Consider the following 11,926-nt stretch of genomic DNA (forward strand, 5'->3'; position numbering starts at 1 on the left):
GTTCCTCCGCGCACCGGGATTTGTCGCCGGGTGCACGCGCCGGCCGGTTGTCGCGAAAACGTCTTGATCGACAGGGCGCGGCGCGGTTACCGATTCGAAAAGCGCAACGGGAGACTGCGCATGGAGGTCGTTGCCCGCCACACCGACGAGGTTGCCCCGCCGCTGCGCGCGCGGTTCTGGTCCGGCACCATCGCCGAGGCCTATTTCCCGCTCGACCTCACCTTCCGCGACGCCGCCCGCTTCTCGGGCCGGATCGAGCGGCGCTCGATGGGGCCGGTGTCGCTGTCGCGGCTGATGACCGAGCCCGCGCAATACGAACGCCTGCCCAGCCACATCCGCGCCGGCGCCGAGGAGGAGTTCCTGATCACCATCCCGCGGCTGAGCCCGGTGGCCTTCCGCCAGCTCGGCCGAGAGGTGGTCTGCGACCCGGGCGGCTTCCTGATCGAGCGCGGCGACGCGCCCTATCGCTTCTCCTACGGCGCGACGAACGAGCTGTGCGTGCTGAAGATCTCGAAACGCGCGCTGTCGGAGAAATTGCGCGGCCCGGACCGGTTCTGCGCCCGCGTCTTCGACGGGCGCGACGGGGTGGCGGGGCTCTTCACCCAGACGGTGCGGGCGCTGCAGGGGCTGCCGCGGGCCGACGAATACGCGGCCGAGGTGCTGGGCCGGCAGGTGGTCGAGCTGCTGGCGCTGGCGCTCGACGGCCAGTCCGAGGCGGTTGAAGGCGCGACCAGCGCCGTTCGCGCCGCGCATCTGCGCCGGGCAGAGCAGGTGATCCGCGCCCGCCTCTCCGATCCCGATCTGACGCCCGAGACCGTGGCGCAGGCCTGCGCGATCTCGAAACGCTACCTGCACGAGCTCTTTGGCGAGACAAATGCGACGGTGGCGCAGTTCATCCGCGAAAGCCGGCTGATCGCGGCGCGCGACGCGCTGCGCACCACGCCGGGCGCCTCGATCGCCGACATCGCCTATCGCTTCGGCTTTTCCGATCAGGCGCAGTTCTCGCGCCTGTTCCGCGCGATGTTCGGGCTCACCCCCTCGGCCTGCCGGCGCGGCGAGGGGTAGACTGCTGATGAGCTGGCCCCCGTCGCCCGGGCGGTTTCCGGTGCCGTGATCCCCGATAGTTCCTCGATTTGATGCGGGTGTCCGACGCAACAGAAGGTTCGGACCACGAATCCATCGAGGTTTGAGGAGGCAAGAGATCTGAACAGCCGGGAGATGAGGATTTCCCCGGCGACAGCGGCAGGCTTCAGGCCTGCTCGGCCTGGCGCCTGTATTGCTGATCGAAAATCATCTCCTCCATCGCGTCGCAGAGAGGATTCTTCGCCGCGGCGCCCCGGATCAGGACCAGATCCAGCGCCTCCGGCGTGCGCAGACCCCCGGCGCCTTCCGGCAGGATCAGGTGCGGCGGCGCCGAAAGGCGGGTCACCGCGGCAACGGCCAGCCCCGCCTCGACGATCGTCAGAAGCCCCGCGAGGCTCGAGCTTTCATAGGTCGCGCGGAAGGTGACGTTGCTTTGCTCCAGCGCGGCCAGAACCACCTTGCGCGCGTGGCTCCCGGGCTCGAAGAGCGCCACCGGCAGCGGCCGCCGTTCCAGCGCCAGGCGGTCGCGCGCGGAGATCCAGACCATCGGTTCGCGGCGCACCAGCTTGCCTGTGACGCCGTCTGACCGCGTGACGATGGCCAGGTCCACCTGCCCCCCGTTCACCAGCGGCGCAAGCGCCGTGGTCTGGGCGCAGACGACCTTGATGTCTGCCAAAGGATACTGCACCCCGAATTGCTCGAGCACGGGCGGCAGAAACTGCGAGATGAAATCGTCCGGCGCCCCGATGGTGATCGCGCCGCGGATGTCGGGCTTGCGAAAGGACTCCGCCGCTTCGTCATGCAGACGCAGGATGCGCCGGGCATAGGCCTCGAGCCGCTCGCCCTCGCGCGTCAGGGCCAGGTTTCGGGTGTCGCGCAGGAACAGCACCACGCCGGTTTCCGCCTCGAGCCGCGCGATATGGGTCGAGATCGTCGCCGGAGACCGATGCACCCTTTGCGCGGCGCGGCCGAAGCCCTTCGCGTCGATACAGGCGATGAAGGTGCGCAGCAGCACATGATCGAGCTGAATCATTCTTCGGAAAACCCTGATAATCCATTCAAACCATATTGATTGTTTGTTGAAAGGCCACGGCTATCTTGCCCCTCGACGCGAACACGGGAGCAGAGGGATGACGCCACAGAGACAGGGAATTGCAGGGGTTGTCGTGGCGCAGACCACGCTCGGCACCCTGGGGCTTTGCGTGATCGAGGCCGGGACCGATCCGCTGTCGACCGCCTTCTATCGCTGTGTCCTCGCAGCCCTGGCGCTTGCGGCCTATGCCGCCTTGCGCGGCGATCTGCGCGCGCTGTTCCGCCTGCCGGTTCGCGTGTTGCTGCTCGCGCTCTCGAGCGGGGTGCTGATGGTCGGGAACTGGGTCTTGTTCTTCGAGGCGATCCGCCGCTCGGGCATCGCGGTTGCGACGATCGTCTTCCATGTTCAGCCCTTCGTCATGGTGCTGATCGGGGCGCTGGTCTTTCGCGAGCGGCTGCGCCTTCGCACCCTTGGCTGGATCGCGCTGGCCCTGTTCGGGCTGACGCTCGCCACCGGGATCCTCGACGCCCCCGCGGGCCATGGGCCGGACTGGATCGGCGTGCTCTGTGCCGTCGGCGCCGCGATCCTCTATGCGTTCGTCACGATCATCGCCAAGGGGTTGCCGCGCTCGAACGGCGCGCAACTGACCCTGGTGCAGTGCCTGTGCGGGGTTCTGGTTCTGGCGCCCTGGTTGCCCGTGCCGCCGCAGGCCCTGGGGGCCGAGCAATGGAGCTGGCTTGCGATGATCGGGGGCGTGCACACCTGCGCGGTCTATGTCCTGCTCTACAACGCCTTGCCGAAGCTCCCCATCGCCACGGCCGCCGTTCTGCTGTTCCTGTATCCGATCAGCGCAATCGCCGTTGATGCGCTCTGGTATGGCCATGCCATCACCGGGGTGCAGATCGTCGGGTTTCTCTGCGTCCTGCTGGCGAGCCTGGCGATCACGCTCAAATGGGGTGCTCCCGCGGGAAACCGGCCCGAGCAGGTTGCCCGGGCCGAAAATCCGCGGGTCGCCTCCGAGGGTCGATAGCCCTCCGCCCCGTCGCGGGGCCGAGGGGCAGCGATGGGGCCCCAACGCTCACGCGGCGGCCAGCGCCACGGCATCCGGCCCGGCCGGATAGCGCAGCCGGTCGGCCCCGTCCGTCGCGGCCAGGAACACCGCCTCGGCCACATCGCTTTCCGTCGTGGTCAGCGGCGGATTGGCAAAGGCGGCAAAGATCGGCCCGGCGAAATCCGCATAGGCCGCAGGGATCATGTCCTCAATCGCAAAGTCGATATTCTGCGAAAAGCGCGTGGTCGGCGCATAGCCCGGCTCGACCAGTTTCGCCCGCACACCGAAGGCCGCCAGCTCATGCGCCAGCGATCCGGTGAAGCCCTCGATCGCCTGCTTGCTCGCGGTATAGGCGGCGGCGAGCGGCATCGGCGCCAGCGTCACGCTGGAGGTGACGTTCACGATCACGCCCGAGCGCCGCGCCCGCATCTGCGGGATCACCGCCTGCACCATCGCCATGGTGCCGAAGGTGTTGGTCTCGAACAGCTTGCGGACATAGGCCATCGGCGCGGCCTCGAAGGCACCGACAAGGCCGATGCCGGCATTGTTCACCAGGACGTCGACGGGGCCGGCGGCCGTGAGCGCGGCGGCGATGCTGGCGGAATCGGTGACGTCGAGCGGCAGGATGCGCACGCCTTCGGGCATCAGGCCCGCGCGCGGGCTGCGCATGGTGGCGATGACGATCCAGCCCCGGGCGTGGAAATGGCGGGCGGTCTCAAGACCGTAGCCCGACGAGGTGCCGGTGATGAGGACAGTGCTCATGAGGATCTCCTGTGTTCGCGGTTGACAGGAGGGATATAACCCGGAGCATCAGGACGATCTTCAACCAGAAGTCCTGAATGAATTTGTGAAAGTCCTGAATGTCCGACCCCCTCGCCCAGGTCATCGAGCTCTTGCGCCCGCAGGCAGTGTTCTCGAAGGGGATCACCGCGGCCGGAGCCTGGGCGGTGGATTATGCCGAATTCGGCCGCCCGGCCTTTGCCGCGATGACGCTTGGCAGGTGCCGGCTGAGCGTTGCGGGCGAGGCGCCGCTCGTTCTCGAGGAAGGGGATTTCGTCCTCCTGCCCGCCACGCCGCGCTTCGGCATGTCGAGCCTCGAGCCCGGACCGCTGCAGCGCATCACCCCAGGAACCGAGCCGCCGAGCCACGAGATCCGCCATGGCCGGCAGGACGGCCCGCCCGAGATGCGCCAGTTCGGCGGCTGGTTCAGCTTCGGCGCGCCGGACGTGGGTCTGCTGATCTCGCTCCTGCCGCGGATGATCCATGTCCGCGGCGTGCCGCGTCTGACGCAGCTGGTGCATCTCCTGGGCGAGGAGGCCGCGCGCGAGGACCCCGGCCGCGATCTGATCCTGACCCGGCTGGTCGAGATCCTGTTGATCGAGGCGCTGCGCGCCGCGCCGGCCGCAACCGCCGCGCCGGGCCTGCTGCGGGGCCTCTCCGATCCGCGCATCGCCAGCGCCCTGCGCAGCCTGCATGGCGACATCACCCGCGCCTGGACCGTTCCCGATCTTGCGGATGCGGCGGGCCTGTCACGCTCGGCCTTCTTCGCGCGCTTCACCCGGATGGTCGGGGCGCGGCCGATGGAATACCTGACCACATGGCGCATGGCGGTGGCCCGAGACCTGCTGCGCCGGGGCGGGGCTGCGCTGGACGATGTGGCCGCGCGGGTCGGCTATGGCTCGGCCAGCACCTTCAGCACCGCCTTCAGCCGACACAGCGGCCTGCCTCCCGGGCGTTTCGCGAAAGCGGCGCTGACGGAGGGAGAGACAAGTTCGGCCCTTAGATGACGGTTGAACATGCGCCAAGCCGCTCGCGGCCCCCCAAAAGCGGCCGGTCGGGCCTGACAAGGGGATCTACACGGTCGGTTCCGGGGCGCGCGCATCAAGGCCCAGTCACCGCAGTGGCAACCGGTCGCTCCCGCAGCCGTTCACTCTTGGATCGTCAAAGCCGGCGAGTGGCGGCGGTCACATCATCAACGGCCAGAGCGGTCCGCATCTTCATCAAGTCCAAACTCTGCCGAGTATTCATCATATTTTCGGGCTTCGTCCTGCGGGGTAATCAGCGCGCGGATGGCCGCAACCCAAGCCTCTGTCTCGCGGTCATCGTAAAAGCATTCCATACGCAGCTTGCGGCCATCTGGAAACGCGAGCAGGACATGTGGCTCGTCATAGACGGGATGGTCCGCCTCGAGCGCCACATAGGCGATTTTCACCTCTTGGAGCGGATAGGTTTCCGCAATCTTGCGCAGCGGCGCGCGGCTGGTGAACTCTGCGCTCTGGCGGTCAGGATCAAGGCACAGGCGGGTGCTGCCAAGAAACAGCGTCAGATAGACCGCGGCGACAAACAGAGCGACCGGAAGAAGCTGAAAAAACAGCGTCAACAGGATTTCAGGGGCAGATGAGGTGAACGCATAGGATGCGGGCACCTCCCGAATATAGCTGGGCAGAAGTGCAAAGAAGGGAATTGCGAAACTCGCTGTGAGCAGGCGTATGGCGGGCGTCATGACGCTTGTGAAGACGATGGCGTTGCCCTCGAACCTCAGGCTGTCGTGCATACGGTTACTGGGGCTGATCGTCATGAGGGTAATCCCCCCGTTTTTGCAGGGGCTTCTTCGTAGAATTTACGCGGCCATCTTCAGTTTCTGGGCGGGGGTCATCCCGCCGTTGCCCATGTCGGGGCACTCGTTGTTGTAGGACCACAGCCACTCGATGGCAATCTGCTGCACCTTGTCGATCGTTCCGAAGATGTGGAGGCCCAGCCATTCATGCCGGACCGTCCGGTTGTAGCGTTCGACGTAGGCATTCTGCTGCGGTTTGCCGGGCTGGATATGGGCCAGAGCGATGCCCTTGTGCTCGGCCAAGACCATCAGGGTGCCGCTGATGTATTCAGGGCCACTGTCGACACGAATGGTTCGAGGCGCGCCTCGCCACTCGATGATCCGGTTCAACGCCCAGACGACTCGTTCGGCGGGCTGCGAGAAATCGATCTCGATGCCCAGGCCTTCGCGATTGAAAGCGTCCAGTACGTTCAGCAGCCGGAACTGGCGACCGTCCCCAAGGCGATCTGCCATGAAATCCATCGACCAAACCTCATTCGCAGCCTCTGGAAGAGCGTTGTTGCGCAACTCATGCCTGAGGCATGATGGCCCCTTGCCCCTTCGACGTCAGGCTACGCGGACGATCTCAGCGATGCCGAGCGCATTGAAACGGTTGACGAGGGCGCAGCGGATCCGGATTTCGGCGGTTTGTCGGTCCGGGTCTCTTGCGGCGATGCGCTCGCCGAAAGCCTTGAGCCGGGCCGATGAGTGCCACCGGTTCGAGCGAACCGGCGAGGGCATTTTCGCCTCGATCCGGCTTCGGACATGGTATCCGGTCCATCGCGTCCAGAGCGCCCTGCCATAGTGCCGGGTGGCGCGAAGGGTTTCGTTTCGGGTGATTGCCGCCGGGCAGTCCTCTTTCCACGGCCGCCCGCTTTTGCGGATAGGGATGATCGGCGAGGCCTGACGGTCGATGATGGCGGCGTGGCAACGGCGCGTGTCATACGCGCCATCGGCGGTCACGGTGCCGATCTCTTCGCACTCGGGGATCTGGTTGAGCAGTTCCGGCAATGAGGAGGACAAGAAAACAGTCCGGGGGACTGTTTTCCCGACGAATGGACTGTCACCATCGCTGCTGGGAGTGAATTCCACGGCGCGGATGTCAGACGTGGCGGCATCCATGGCCAGATGCACCTTGCGCCATTGACGACGGCCCTGAACACCGTGCTTGCGCGCCTGCCATTCGCCGTCGCCGAGAAACTTGATCCCGGTGCTGTCAACCAGCAGGTTCAGGGGCCATCGGCGCGCCGATACGGGATCTGAACGGCGAGCGTCTTCTGCCCACGGCACAGGGTCGTGTAGTCCGGCACCGCCCAGTCCAGGCCCGCCAACTTCAGCAGGCAGGCAACCATCCCGGTCGTTTTGTATTGACCCAGTGAAAATCTGCTCATGCTACAAGGGAGAACGTGGCAATGAGTATGACGATGGACGACAGCATCAAACGTTGGACGGCGAAGCGCAAAACAGCACTCGTCGTCGAGATCATCCAAGGCAAGACAACGGTGGCCGAAGCCAGCCGCTCGTTTGATCTGACGCCTTCCGAGATCGAGGGCTGGATCGAGGATGCCAAGCGCGGCATGGAGAATTCCCTGCGCGCCAACCCGCTCGACATCCGCGAGCAATACGAGAAGCAGCTGAAGGACCTGCAAGAAGCCTACGGTGAGGCGATGCTGGAGCTGCGTGCGCGAAAAAAGCTGCAGGCCCTCATGGAGCGGGAGGACGGGCAATGATCCGGACGCTCCATGAGGGCCTGCTGGCCGAGGCGTCACAGTGTCGATCGCCAAGCTCTGCACCTGGTTCGGCGTGCCGCGGCGGACAGTCTATTACAAGTGACCTGCCCCCCGGTCGTCCCTCGTTCATAACGAGAGTCCTTGGGTTTGATAGTGGTCGGTTTCGGGTTGGGCAAGCGCGTCGGGCGCGGAGCCCTCAGATTGCTCAAGCGCCCGGCGCGCGTCGGACGGGGTCTTGTTGCCCAGCGAGGAATGCGGCCTGACGTTGTTGTAGTCGTAGCGCCAGAGGGCCAGTTTGCGGCGGGCATCGGCCAGGCTGTCGAAGATCTCCTCGTTCAAGCATTCGTCCCGCAGGCTGCCGTTGAAGCTTTCGATGTAGCCGTTCTGCTGCGGCTTACCCGGGTCGATGTAGTGCCATTCGACGCCGTTCTCGTTGGCCCATTTCAGAATGGCCTTGCTGGTGAACTCGGTTCCGTTGTCGCTGACGATGCAAGCGGGCTTGCCGTAAATCCTGACCAGCGCATCGAGTTCCCGCGCCACCCGAGCCCCCGAGATGCTGGTGTCGGCGATCAGCGCCAGGTTCTCGCGGCAGCAATCGTCGTTCACGGCCAGGATGCGGAACTTGCGGCAGGCCCCGAACGTGTCGGACAGAAAGTCCAGAGACCAGCGCTGGTTCGGCCGCAGCGGCACCGGCATCGGGGTTCGACTGCCGCGCGCCCGTTTACGGCCACGTCTGCGTCGCACTGACAGCCCCTCTTCGCGGTAAATCCGGTAGAGTTTCTTCTCGTTCATGATCATGCCCTTGCGCTCCAGCATAATGCCGACACGCCGGTAGCCGAAGCGACGGCGCTTCTCGGCGATCTTGTGCATCTCTTCACGGATTTCCGGGTTGTCGGGCGGCCGTTCATGCCGCACCGTCTTCGGATCGACACCGATCAGGACACAGGCCCGGCGTTGAGAGATCGGATGATCCTTCATCGCCCGCAGCACCGCGTCCCGCCGCGCCATCGGTGTCGTCAGGGTTTTCCCAGCAGATCCTTCAGGACCACATTGTCCAGCATCGTATCCGCCAGCAGGCGTTTCAGCTTCGCGTTCTCGTCCTCGAGCTGCTTCAGCCGTTTGGCGTCCGACAGGTCCATCCCGCCATACTTGCCCTTCAGCTTGTAGAAGGTCGCGGGGCTCAACCCGTGCTTCCGGCAAAGCTCGGAGGTCGGCAACCCAGCCTCCTGCTCCTTGATCATCCCGATGATTTGCGCATCGGTGAAACGGCTTTTCCTCATGTCGTCTGCTCCTTCTCAGGTTGGGCAGACTCTACATCACAGCGAGGGAACTTCCGGGCGGCAGGTCACAAGCCGGTCAAGGCGGCGCCGAAGGCCGATCCGCGCTTCGCCGAGCCGATCAAGGCCATGATCGAGCAGGAGCCATCGTTCGGCTACAGGACTGTGGCCTGGCTGCTCGGCTTCAACAAGAATACCGTGCAGCGGATCTTCCAGCTCAAGGGCTGGCAGGTGCGCAAGCGGGCCGTGGGGATGCGGCCGCGTATCGAGGCTGTTCCTTCCGTCGCCACCGCGCCGAACGAGCGCTGGTCGACGGATCTGGCGCGGGTCTGGACCGGCAAGGACAGTTGGGCCTCCCTGGCGCTGGTGATCGACTGCCACACGCGCGAATTGCTGGGCTGGCACCTGTCGCGCTCGGGCAAGGCACCACGGCCAGCGCCGCGCTCGAGCACGCCTTGATTGCCAGGTTCGGCACGCTGGGCAAAGTCGATCAGGAATTCCTGCTGAGGTCGGATAATGGCCTGGTCTTCACAAGCCGGCACTTCACGGCACTGGTGCGCAGCTATGGCCTGAAGCAGGAGTTTATCACTCCGCACTGCTCGCAGCAGAACGGCATGGTCGAGCGGGTCATCCGCACGCTCAAGGAGCAGTGCGTTCATCGCCATCGCTTCGAGAGCATCCAGCACGCGACCCGCGTCATCGCCGACTGGATCAGCTTCTACAATCACCGCCGCCCTCATCAGGCTCTTGCCATGCGCACGCCAGCCGAGGCATTCAGATTAGCGGCTTAACCCGAGCAGATTCCGCTGGGGCGATACATGCCCGCCTACTATCCCCCTGATCTTGCACGCAGTTTTGGCCCGTTTGTTGACCTATTGTTGCCCCAACCGGAAGACAGCAAAAAGCCGCCCGGTGGGGCGGCCGCTAACCTGTTACTCTGTAACACAAAATTGGTTGCGGGGGCAGGATTTGAACCTGCGACCTTCAGGTTATGAGCCTGACGAGCTACCGGGCTGCTCCACCCCGCGACGTTTGACCATGTGTTTCATGGTCTGCTTGCCCCTCGGGCTTTTTGAGCTTTTGGGGTTTTGGATCGTTATGAGAGAACGTTGGCTTCTTGCTAGGTTTGGCGGTGACCTACTCTCCCACGTCTTAAGACGCAGTACCATTGGCGTGTTGGCCCTTAACGGCCGAGTTCGGGATGGGATCGGGTGTTTAGCCAGCGCTATGACCACCAAACCGAGGAAGAAGCCATCATGTCCAAGTCAGGTATAACCTTTTGTGTATACTTGCTTTTGATCTTGAGCCTTGCTGCTACTGGATCAAATCAAGCCAATCGGGCAATTAGTACCGGTCAACTGAACGCGTTACCGCGCTTACATCTCCGGCCTATCGACGTGGTGGTCTTCCACGGCCCTCAAGGGATACCTAGTTTCTGGGGGGGCTTCACGCTTAGATGCCTTCAGCGTTTATCCTGTCCGATCATAGCTACCCAGCACTGCCGTTGGCACGACAACTGGTCCACCAGTGGATCGTTCACCCCGGTCCTCTCGTACTAGGGGCAACTCCCATCAAGTATCCTACACCCACGGCAGATAGGGACCGAACTGTCTCACGACGTTCTAAACCCAGCTCACGTACCTCTTTAAATGGCGAACAGCCATACCCTTGGGACCTGCTCCAGCCCCAGGATGAGATGAGCCGACATCGAGGTGCCAAACGATGCCGTCGATATGGACTCTTGGGCATCATCAGCCTGTTATCCCCAGAGTACCTTTTATCCGTTGAGCGATGGCCCTCCCACTTGGGACCACCGGATCACTATGGCCGACTTTCGTCTCTGCTCGACTTGTCAGTCTTGCAGTCAGGCTGGCTTCTGCCATTGCACTCAACGACCGATTTCCGACCGGTCTGAGCCAACCTTCGCGCGCCTCCGTTACGATTTGGGAGGCGACCGCCCCAGTCAAACTCCCCACCATGCAGGGTCCCGGACCCGGATAACGGGCCGCGGTTAGACATCAAGAGTGCGAAGGGTGGTATCTCAAGGGAGGCTCCACGGTGACTGGCGTCGCCGCTTCAAAGCCTACCACCTATCCTGCACATCACAATCCTGATGCCAGTGCAAAGCTAGAGTAAAGGTTCATGGGGTCTTTCCGTCTAACCGCGGGTAGTGTGCATCTTGACACACAGTTCAATTTCGCTGAGTCCACGTTTGAGACAGCGGGGAGATCGTTACGCCATTCGTGCAGGTCGGAACTTACCCGACAAGGAATTTCGCTACCTTAGGACCGTTATAGTTACGGCCGCCGTTTACTGGGGCTTCAATTCGGAGCTTGCACCCCTCCTTTTAACCTTCCAGCACCGGGCAGGCGTCAGACTGTATACGTCGCCTTACGGCTTCGCACAGCCCTGTGTTTTAAGTAAACAGTCGCCACCCCCTAGTTTGTGCCCCCCACCGATACTTGCGTACCAATGGGGCCTCCTTCTCGCGAACTTACGGAGGCATTTTGCCGAGTTCCTTAAACGTGGTTCTCTCAAGCGCCTTGGTATTCTCTACCAGTCCACCTGTGTCGGTTTCGGGTACGATCTTAAAGTGGGGCTATTTCCAGGAACCTCTAAGCAGCCCGATCAATCCGATAAGATCGAACTACCCTCGAGATCCGTCACCACCACATGGCCCAGGAATATTAACCTGGTTCCCATCGACTACGCCTTTCGGCCTCGCCTTAGGGGTCGGCTTACCCTGCTCAGATTAGCTTTAAGCAGGAACCCTTGGACTTTCGGCGAGAGGGTCTCTCACCCTCTTTGTCGCTACTCATGTCAACATTCTCACTTCTGATCACTCCACCGGATCCCTCACAGGCCGGCTTCACAGTCAGAACATTGCCTCCAATAGACCCGCCAAGATTACTTGGGGAGGTCGTAAGGAGGCAGCGTTCTATATCACAGAACGCTCCGCTACCACGCACATCACTGTGCATCCAAAGCTTCGGCTCGTGGCTTGAGCCCCGTTACATCTTCGCCGCAGGACCTCTTGACTAGACCAGTGAGCTGTTACGCTATCTTTAAAGGATGGCTGCTTCTAAGCCAACCTCCTGGTTGTTATGGAAGTCCCACATGCTTTCCCACTTAGCCACGAATTGGGGGCCTTAGCTG

The 11,926-nt window shown here is 63.2% G+C and carries 10 protein-coding genes, 1 tRNA gene, 2 rRNA genes and 2 pseudogenes (1 of these 15 only partly in view); 6 read left to right on the top strand and 9 right to left on the bottom strand.

What is annotated here, in order from left to right:
- Positions 1–120 precede the first annotated feature (120 nt).
- Positions 121–1,065, top strand: a complete 945-nt coding sequence (locus AC0QTQ_RS14125) for an AraC-like ligand-binding domain-containing protein (protein ID WP_121534548.1) — start codon at positions 121–123, stop codon at positions 1,063–1,065.
- Between the two features lie 184 nt (positions 1,066–1,249).
- Here AC0QTQ_RS14125 and AC0QTQ_RS14130 read toward each other — a convergent pair whose 3' ends face one another.
- Positions 1,250–2,116, bottom strand: a complete 867-nt coding sequence (locus AC0QTQ_RS14130; RefSeq protein ID WP_480257100.1) for a LysR substrate-binding domain-containing protein — start codon at positions 2,114–2,116, stop codon at positions 1,250–1,252.
- A 97-nt stretch (positions 2,117–2,213) separates the two neighbouring features.
- Here AC0QTQ_RS14130 and AC0QTQ_RS14135 point away from each other — a divergent pair, with 97 nt between their 5' ends.
- On the top strand, positions 2,214–3,146 hold the full coding sequence (locus tag AC0QTQ_RS14135; RefSeq protein ID WP_480257101.1) for a DMT family transporter: 933 nt from the start codon (positions 2,214–2,216) through the stop codon (positions 3,144–3,146).
- A gap of 48 nt (positions 3,147–3,194) precedes the next feature.
- On the opposite strand, the gene AC0QTQ_RS14140 is transcribed toward AC0QTQ_RS14135, so the two are convergent.
- Complete coding sequence (locus AC0QTQ_RS14140) at positions 3,195–3,929, bottom strand: SDR family oxidoreductase (RefSeq protein ID WP_480257102.1); 735 nt, start codon at positions 3,927–3,929, stop codon at positions 3,195–3,197.
- Positions 3,930–4,027: 98 nt separating this feature from the next.
- Here AC0QTQ_RS14140 and AC0QTQ_RS14145 point away from each other — a divergent pair, with 98 nt between their 5' ends.
- Entirely contained in the window at positions 4,028–4,954 is a 927-nt protein-coding gene (locus AC0QTQ_RS14145; protein ID WP_480257103.1) for an AraC family transcriptional regulator, read from the top strand.
- Between the two features lie 185 nt (positions 4,955–5,139).
- Here the strand turns inward: AC0QTQ_RS14145 and AC0QTQ_RS14150 are convergent, their stop codons facing one another.
- From AC0QTQ_RS14150 to AC0QTQ_RS14160, 3 genes and pseudogenes are all read right to left on the bottom strand, one after another.
- Positions 5,140–5,745, bottom strand: a complete 606-nt coding sequence (locus AC0QTQ_RS14150; RefSeq protein ID WP_480257104.1) for a hypothetical protein — start codon at positions 5,743–5,745, stop codon at positions 5,140–5,142.
- Positions 5,746–5,787: 42 nt separating this feature from the next.
- Positions 5,788–6,279, bottom strand: a pseudogene (locus AC0QTQ_RS14155) (DDE-type integrase/transposase/recombinase); the annotation flags it as partial.
- Positions 6,280–6,330: 51 nt separating this feature from the next.
- A pseudogene (locus AC0QTQ_RS14160) lies at positions 6,331–7,130 on the bottom strand (IS5 family transposase); the annotation flags it as partial.
- 57 nt (positions 7,131–7,187) lie between these two features.
- On the opposite strand from AC0QTQ_RS14160, the gene AC0QTQ_RS14165 reads away from it, so the two are divergent.
- Entirely contained in the window at positions 7,188–7,493 is a 306-nt protein-coding gene (locus tag AC0QTQ_RS14165) for a transposase (protein ID WP_480257105.1), read from the top strand.
- Between the two features lie 126 nt (positions 7,494–7,619).
- Here AC0QTQ_RS14165 and AC0QTQ_RS14170 read toward each other — a convergent pair.
- Positions 7,620–8,773 (bottom strand): IS3 family transposase gene (locus tag AC0QTQ_RS14170; protein ID WP_113902225.1). Its coding sequence is split into 2 segments (ribosomal slippage): positions 7,620–8,515 and positions 8,515–8,773, totalling 1,155 coding nucleotides; the frame shifts between segments, so codons are not numbered across the junction.
- Between the two features lie 126 nt (positions 8,774–8,899).
- Between AC0QTQ_RS14170 and AC0QTQ_RS14175 the strand changes: the two genes are divergently transcribed.
- Together AC0QTQ_RS14175 and AC0QTQ_RS14180 are read left to right on the top strand one after the other, a co-directional pair.
- Entirely contained in the window at positions 8,900–9,229 is a 330-nt protein-coding gene (locus AC0QTQ_RS14175) for a hypothetical protein (protein WP_480257106.1), read from the top strand.
- Positions 9,226–9,561, top strand: a complete 336-nt coding sequence (locus AC0QTQ_RS14180; protein WP_480257107.1) for a transposase — start codon at positions 9,226–9,228, stop codon at positions 9,559–9,561. The genes AC0QTQ_RS14175 and AC0QTQ_RS14180 overlap by 4 nt, the downstream gene beginning before the upstream one ends.
- Before the next feature lie 160 nt (positions 9,562–9,721).
- On the opposite strand, the gene AC0QTQ_RS14185 is transcribed toward AC0QTQ_RS14180, so the two are convergent.
- The 3 genes from AC0QTQ_RS14185 to AC0QTQ_RS14195 form a co-directional block, all read right to left on the bottom strand.
- Positions 9,722–9,798 (bottom strand) — tRNA-Met (locus tag AC0QTQ_RS14185).
- Between the two features lie 96 nt (positions 9,799–9,894).
- Positions 9,895–10,009 (bottom strand): 5S ribosomal RNA (gene rrf, locus AC0QTQ_RS14190).
- Between the two features lie 84 nt (positions 10,010–10,093).
- Positions 10,094–11,926 (bottom strand): 23S ribosomal RNA (locus AC0QTQ_RS14195) (it continues 1,012 nt past the right edge of the window).

The sequence above is a fragment of the Paenirhodobacter sp. YD-8 genome (assembly GCF_056590935.1).

Coding starts and splice junctions, on each gene's coding strand:
- AC0QTQ_RS14125 (WP_121534548.1), top strand. CDS start 121: ATGGAGGTCGTTGCCCGCCACACCGACGAGGTTGCCCCGCCGCTGCGC.
- AC0QTQ_RS14130 (WP_480257100.1), bottom strand. CDS start 2,116: ATGATTCAGCTCGATCATGTGCTGCTGCGCACCTTCATCGCCTGTATC.
- AC0QTQ_RS14135 (WP_480257101.1), top strand. CDS start 2,214: ATGACGCCACAGAGACAGGGAATTGCAGGGGTTGTCGTGGCGCAGACC.
- AC0QTQ_RS14140 (WP_480257102.1), bottom strand. CDS start 3,929: ATGAGCACTGTCCTCATCACCGGCACCTCGTCGGGCTACGGTCTTGAG.
- AC0QTQ_RS14145 (WP_480257103.1), top strand. CDS start 4,028: ATGTCCGACCCCCTCGCCCAGGTCATCGAGCTCTTGCGCCCGCAGGCA.
- AC0QTQ_RS14150 (WP_480257104.1), bottom strand. CDS start 5,745: ATGACGATCAGCCCCAGTAACCGTATGCACGACAGCCTGAGGTTCGAG.
- AC0QTQ_RS14165 (WP_480257105.1), top strand. CDS start 7,188: ATGGACGACAGCATCAAACGTTGGACGGCGAAGCGCAAAACAGCACTC.
- AC0QTQ_RS14175 (WP_480257106.1), top strand. CDS start 8,900: ATGATCGAGCAGGAGCCATCGTTCGGCTACAGGACTGTGGCCTGGCTG.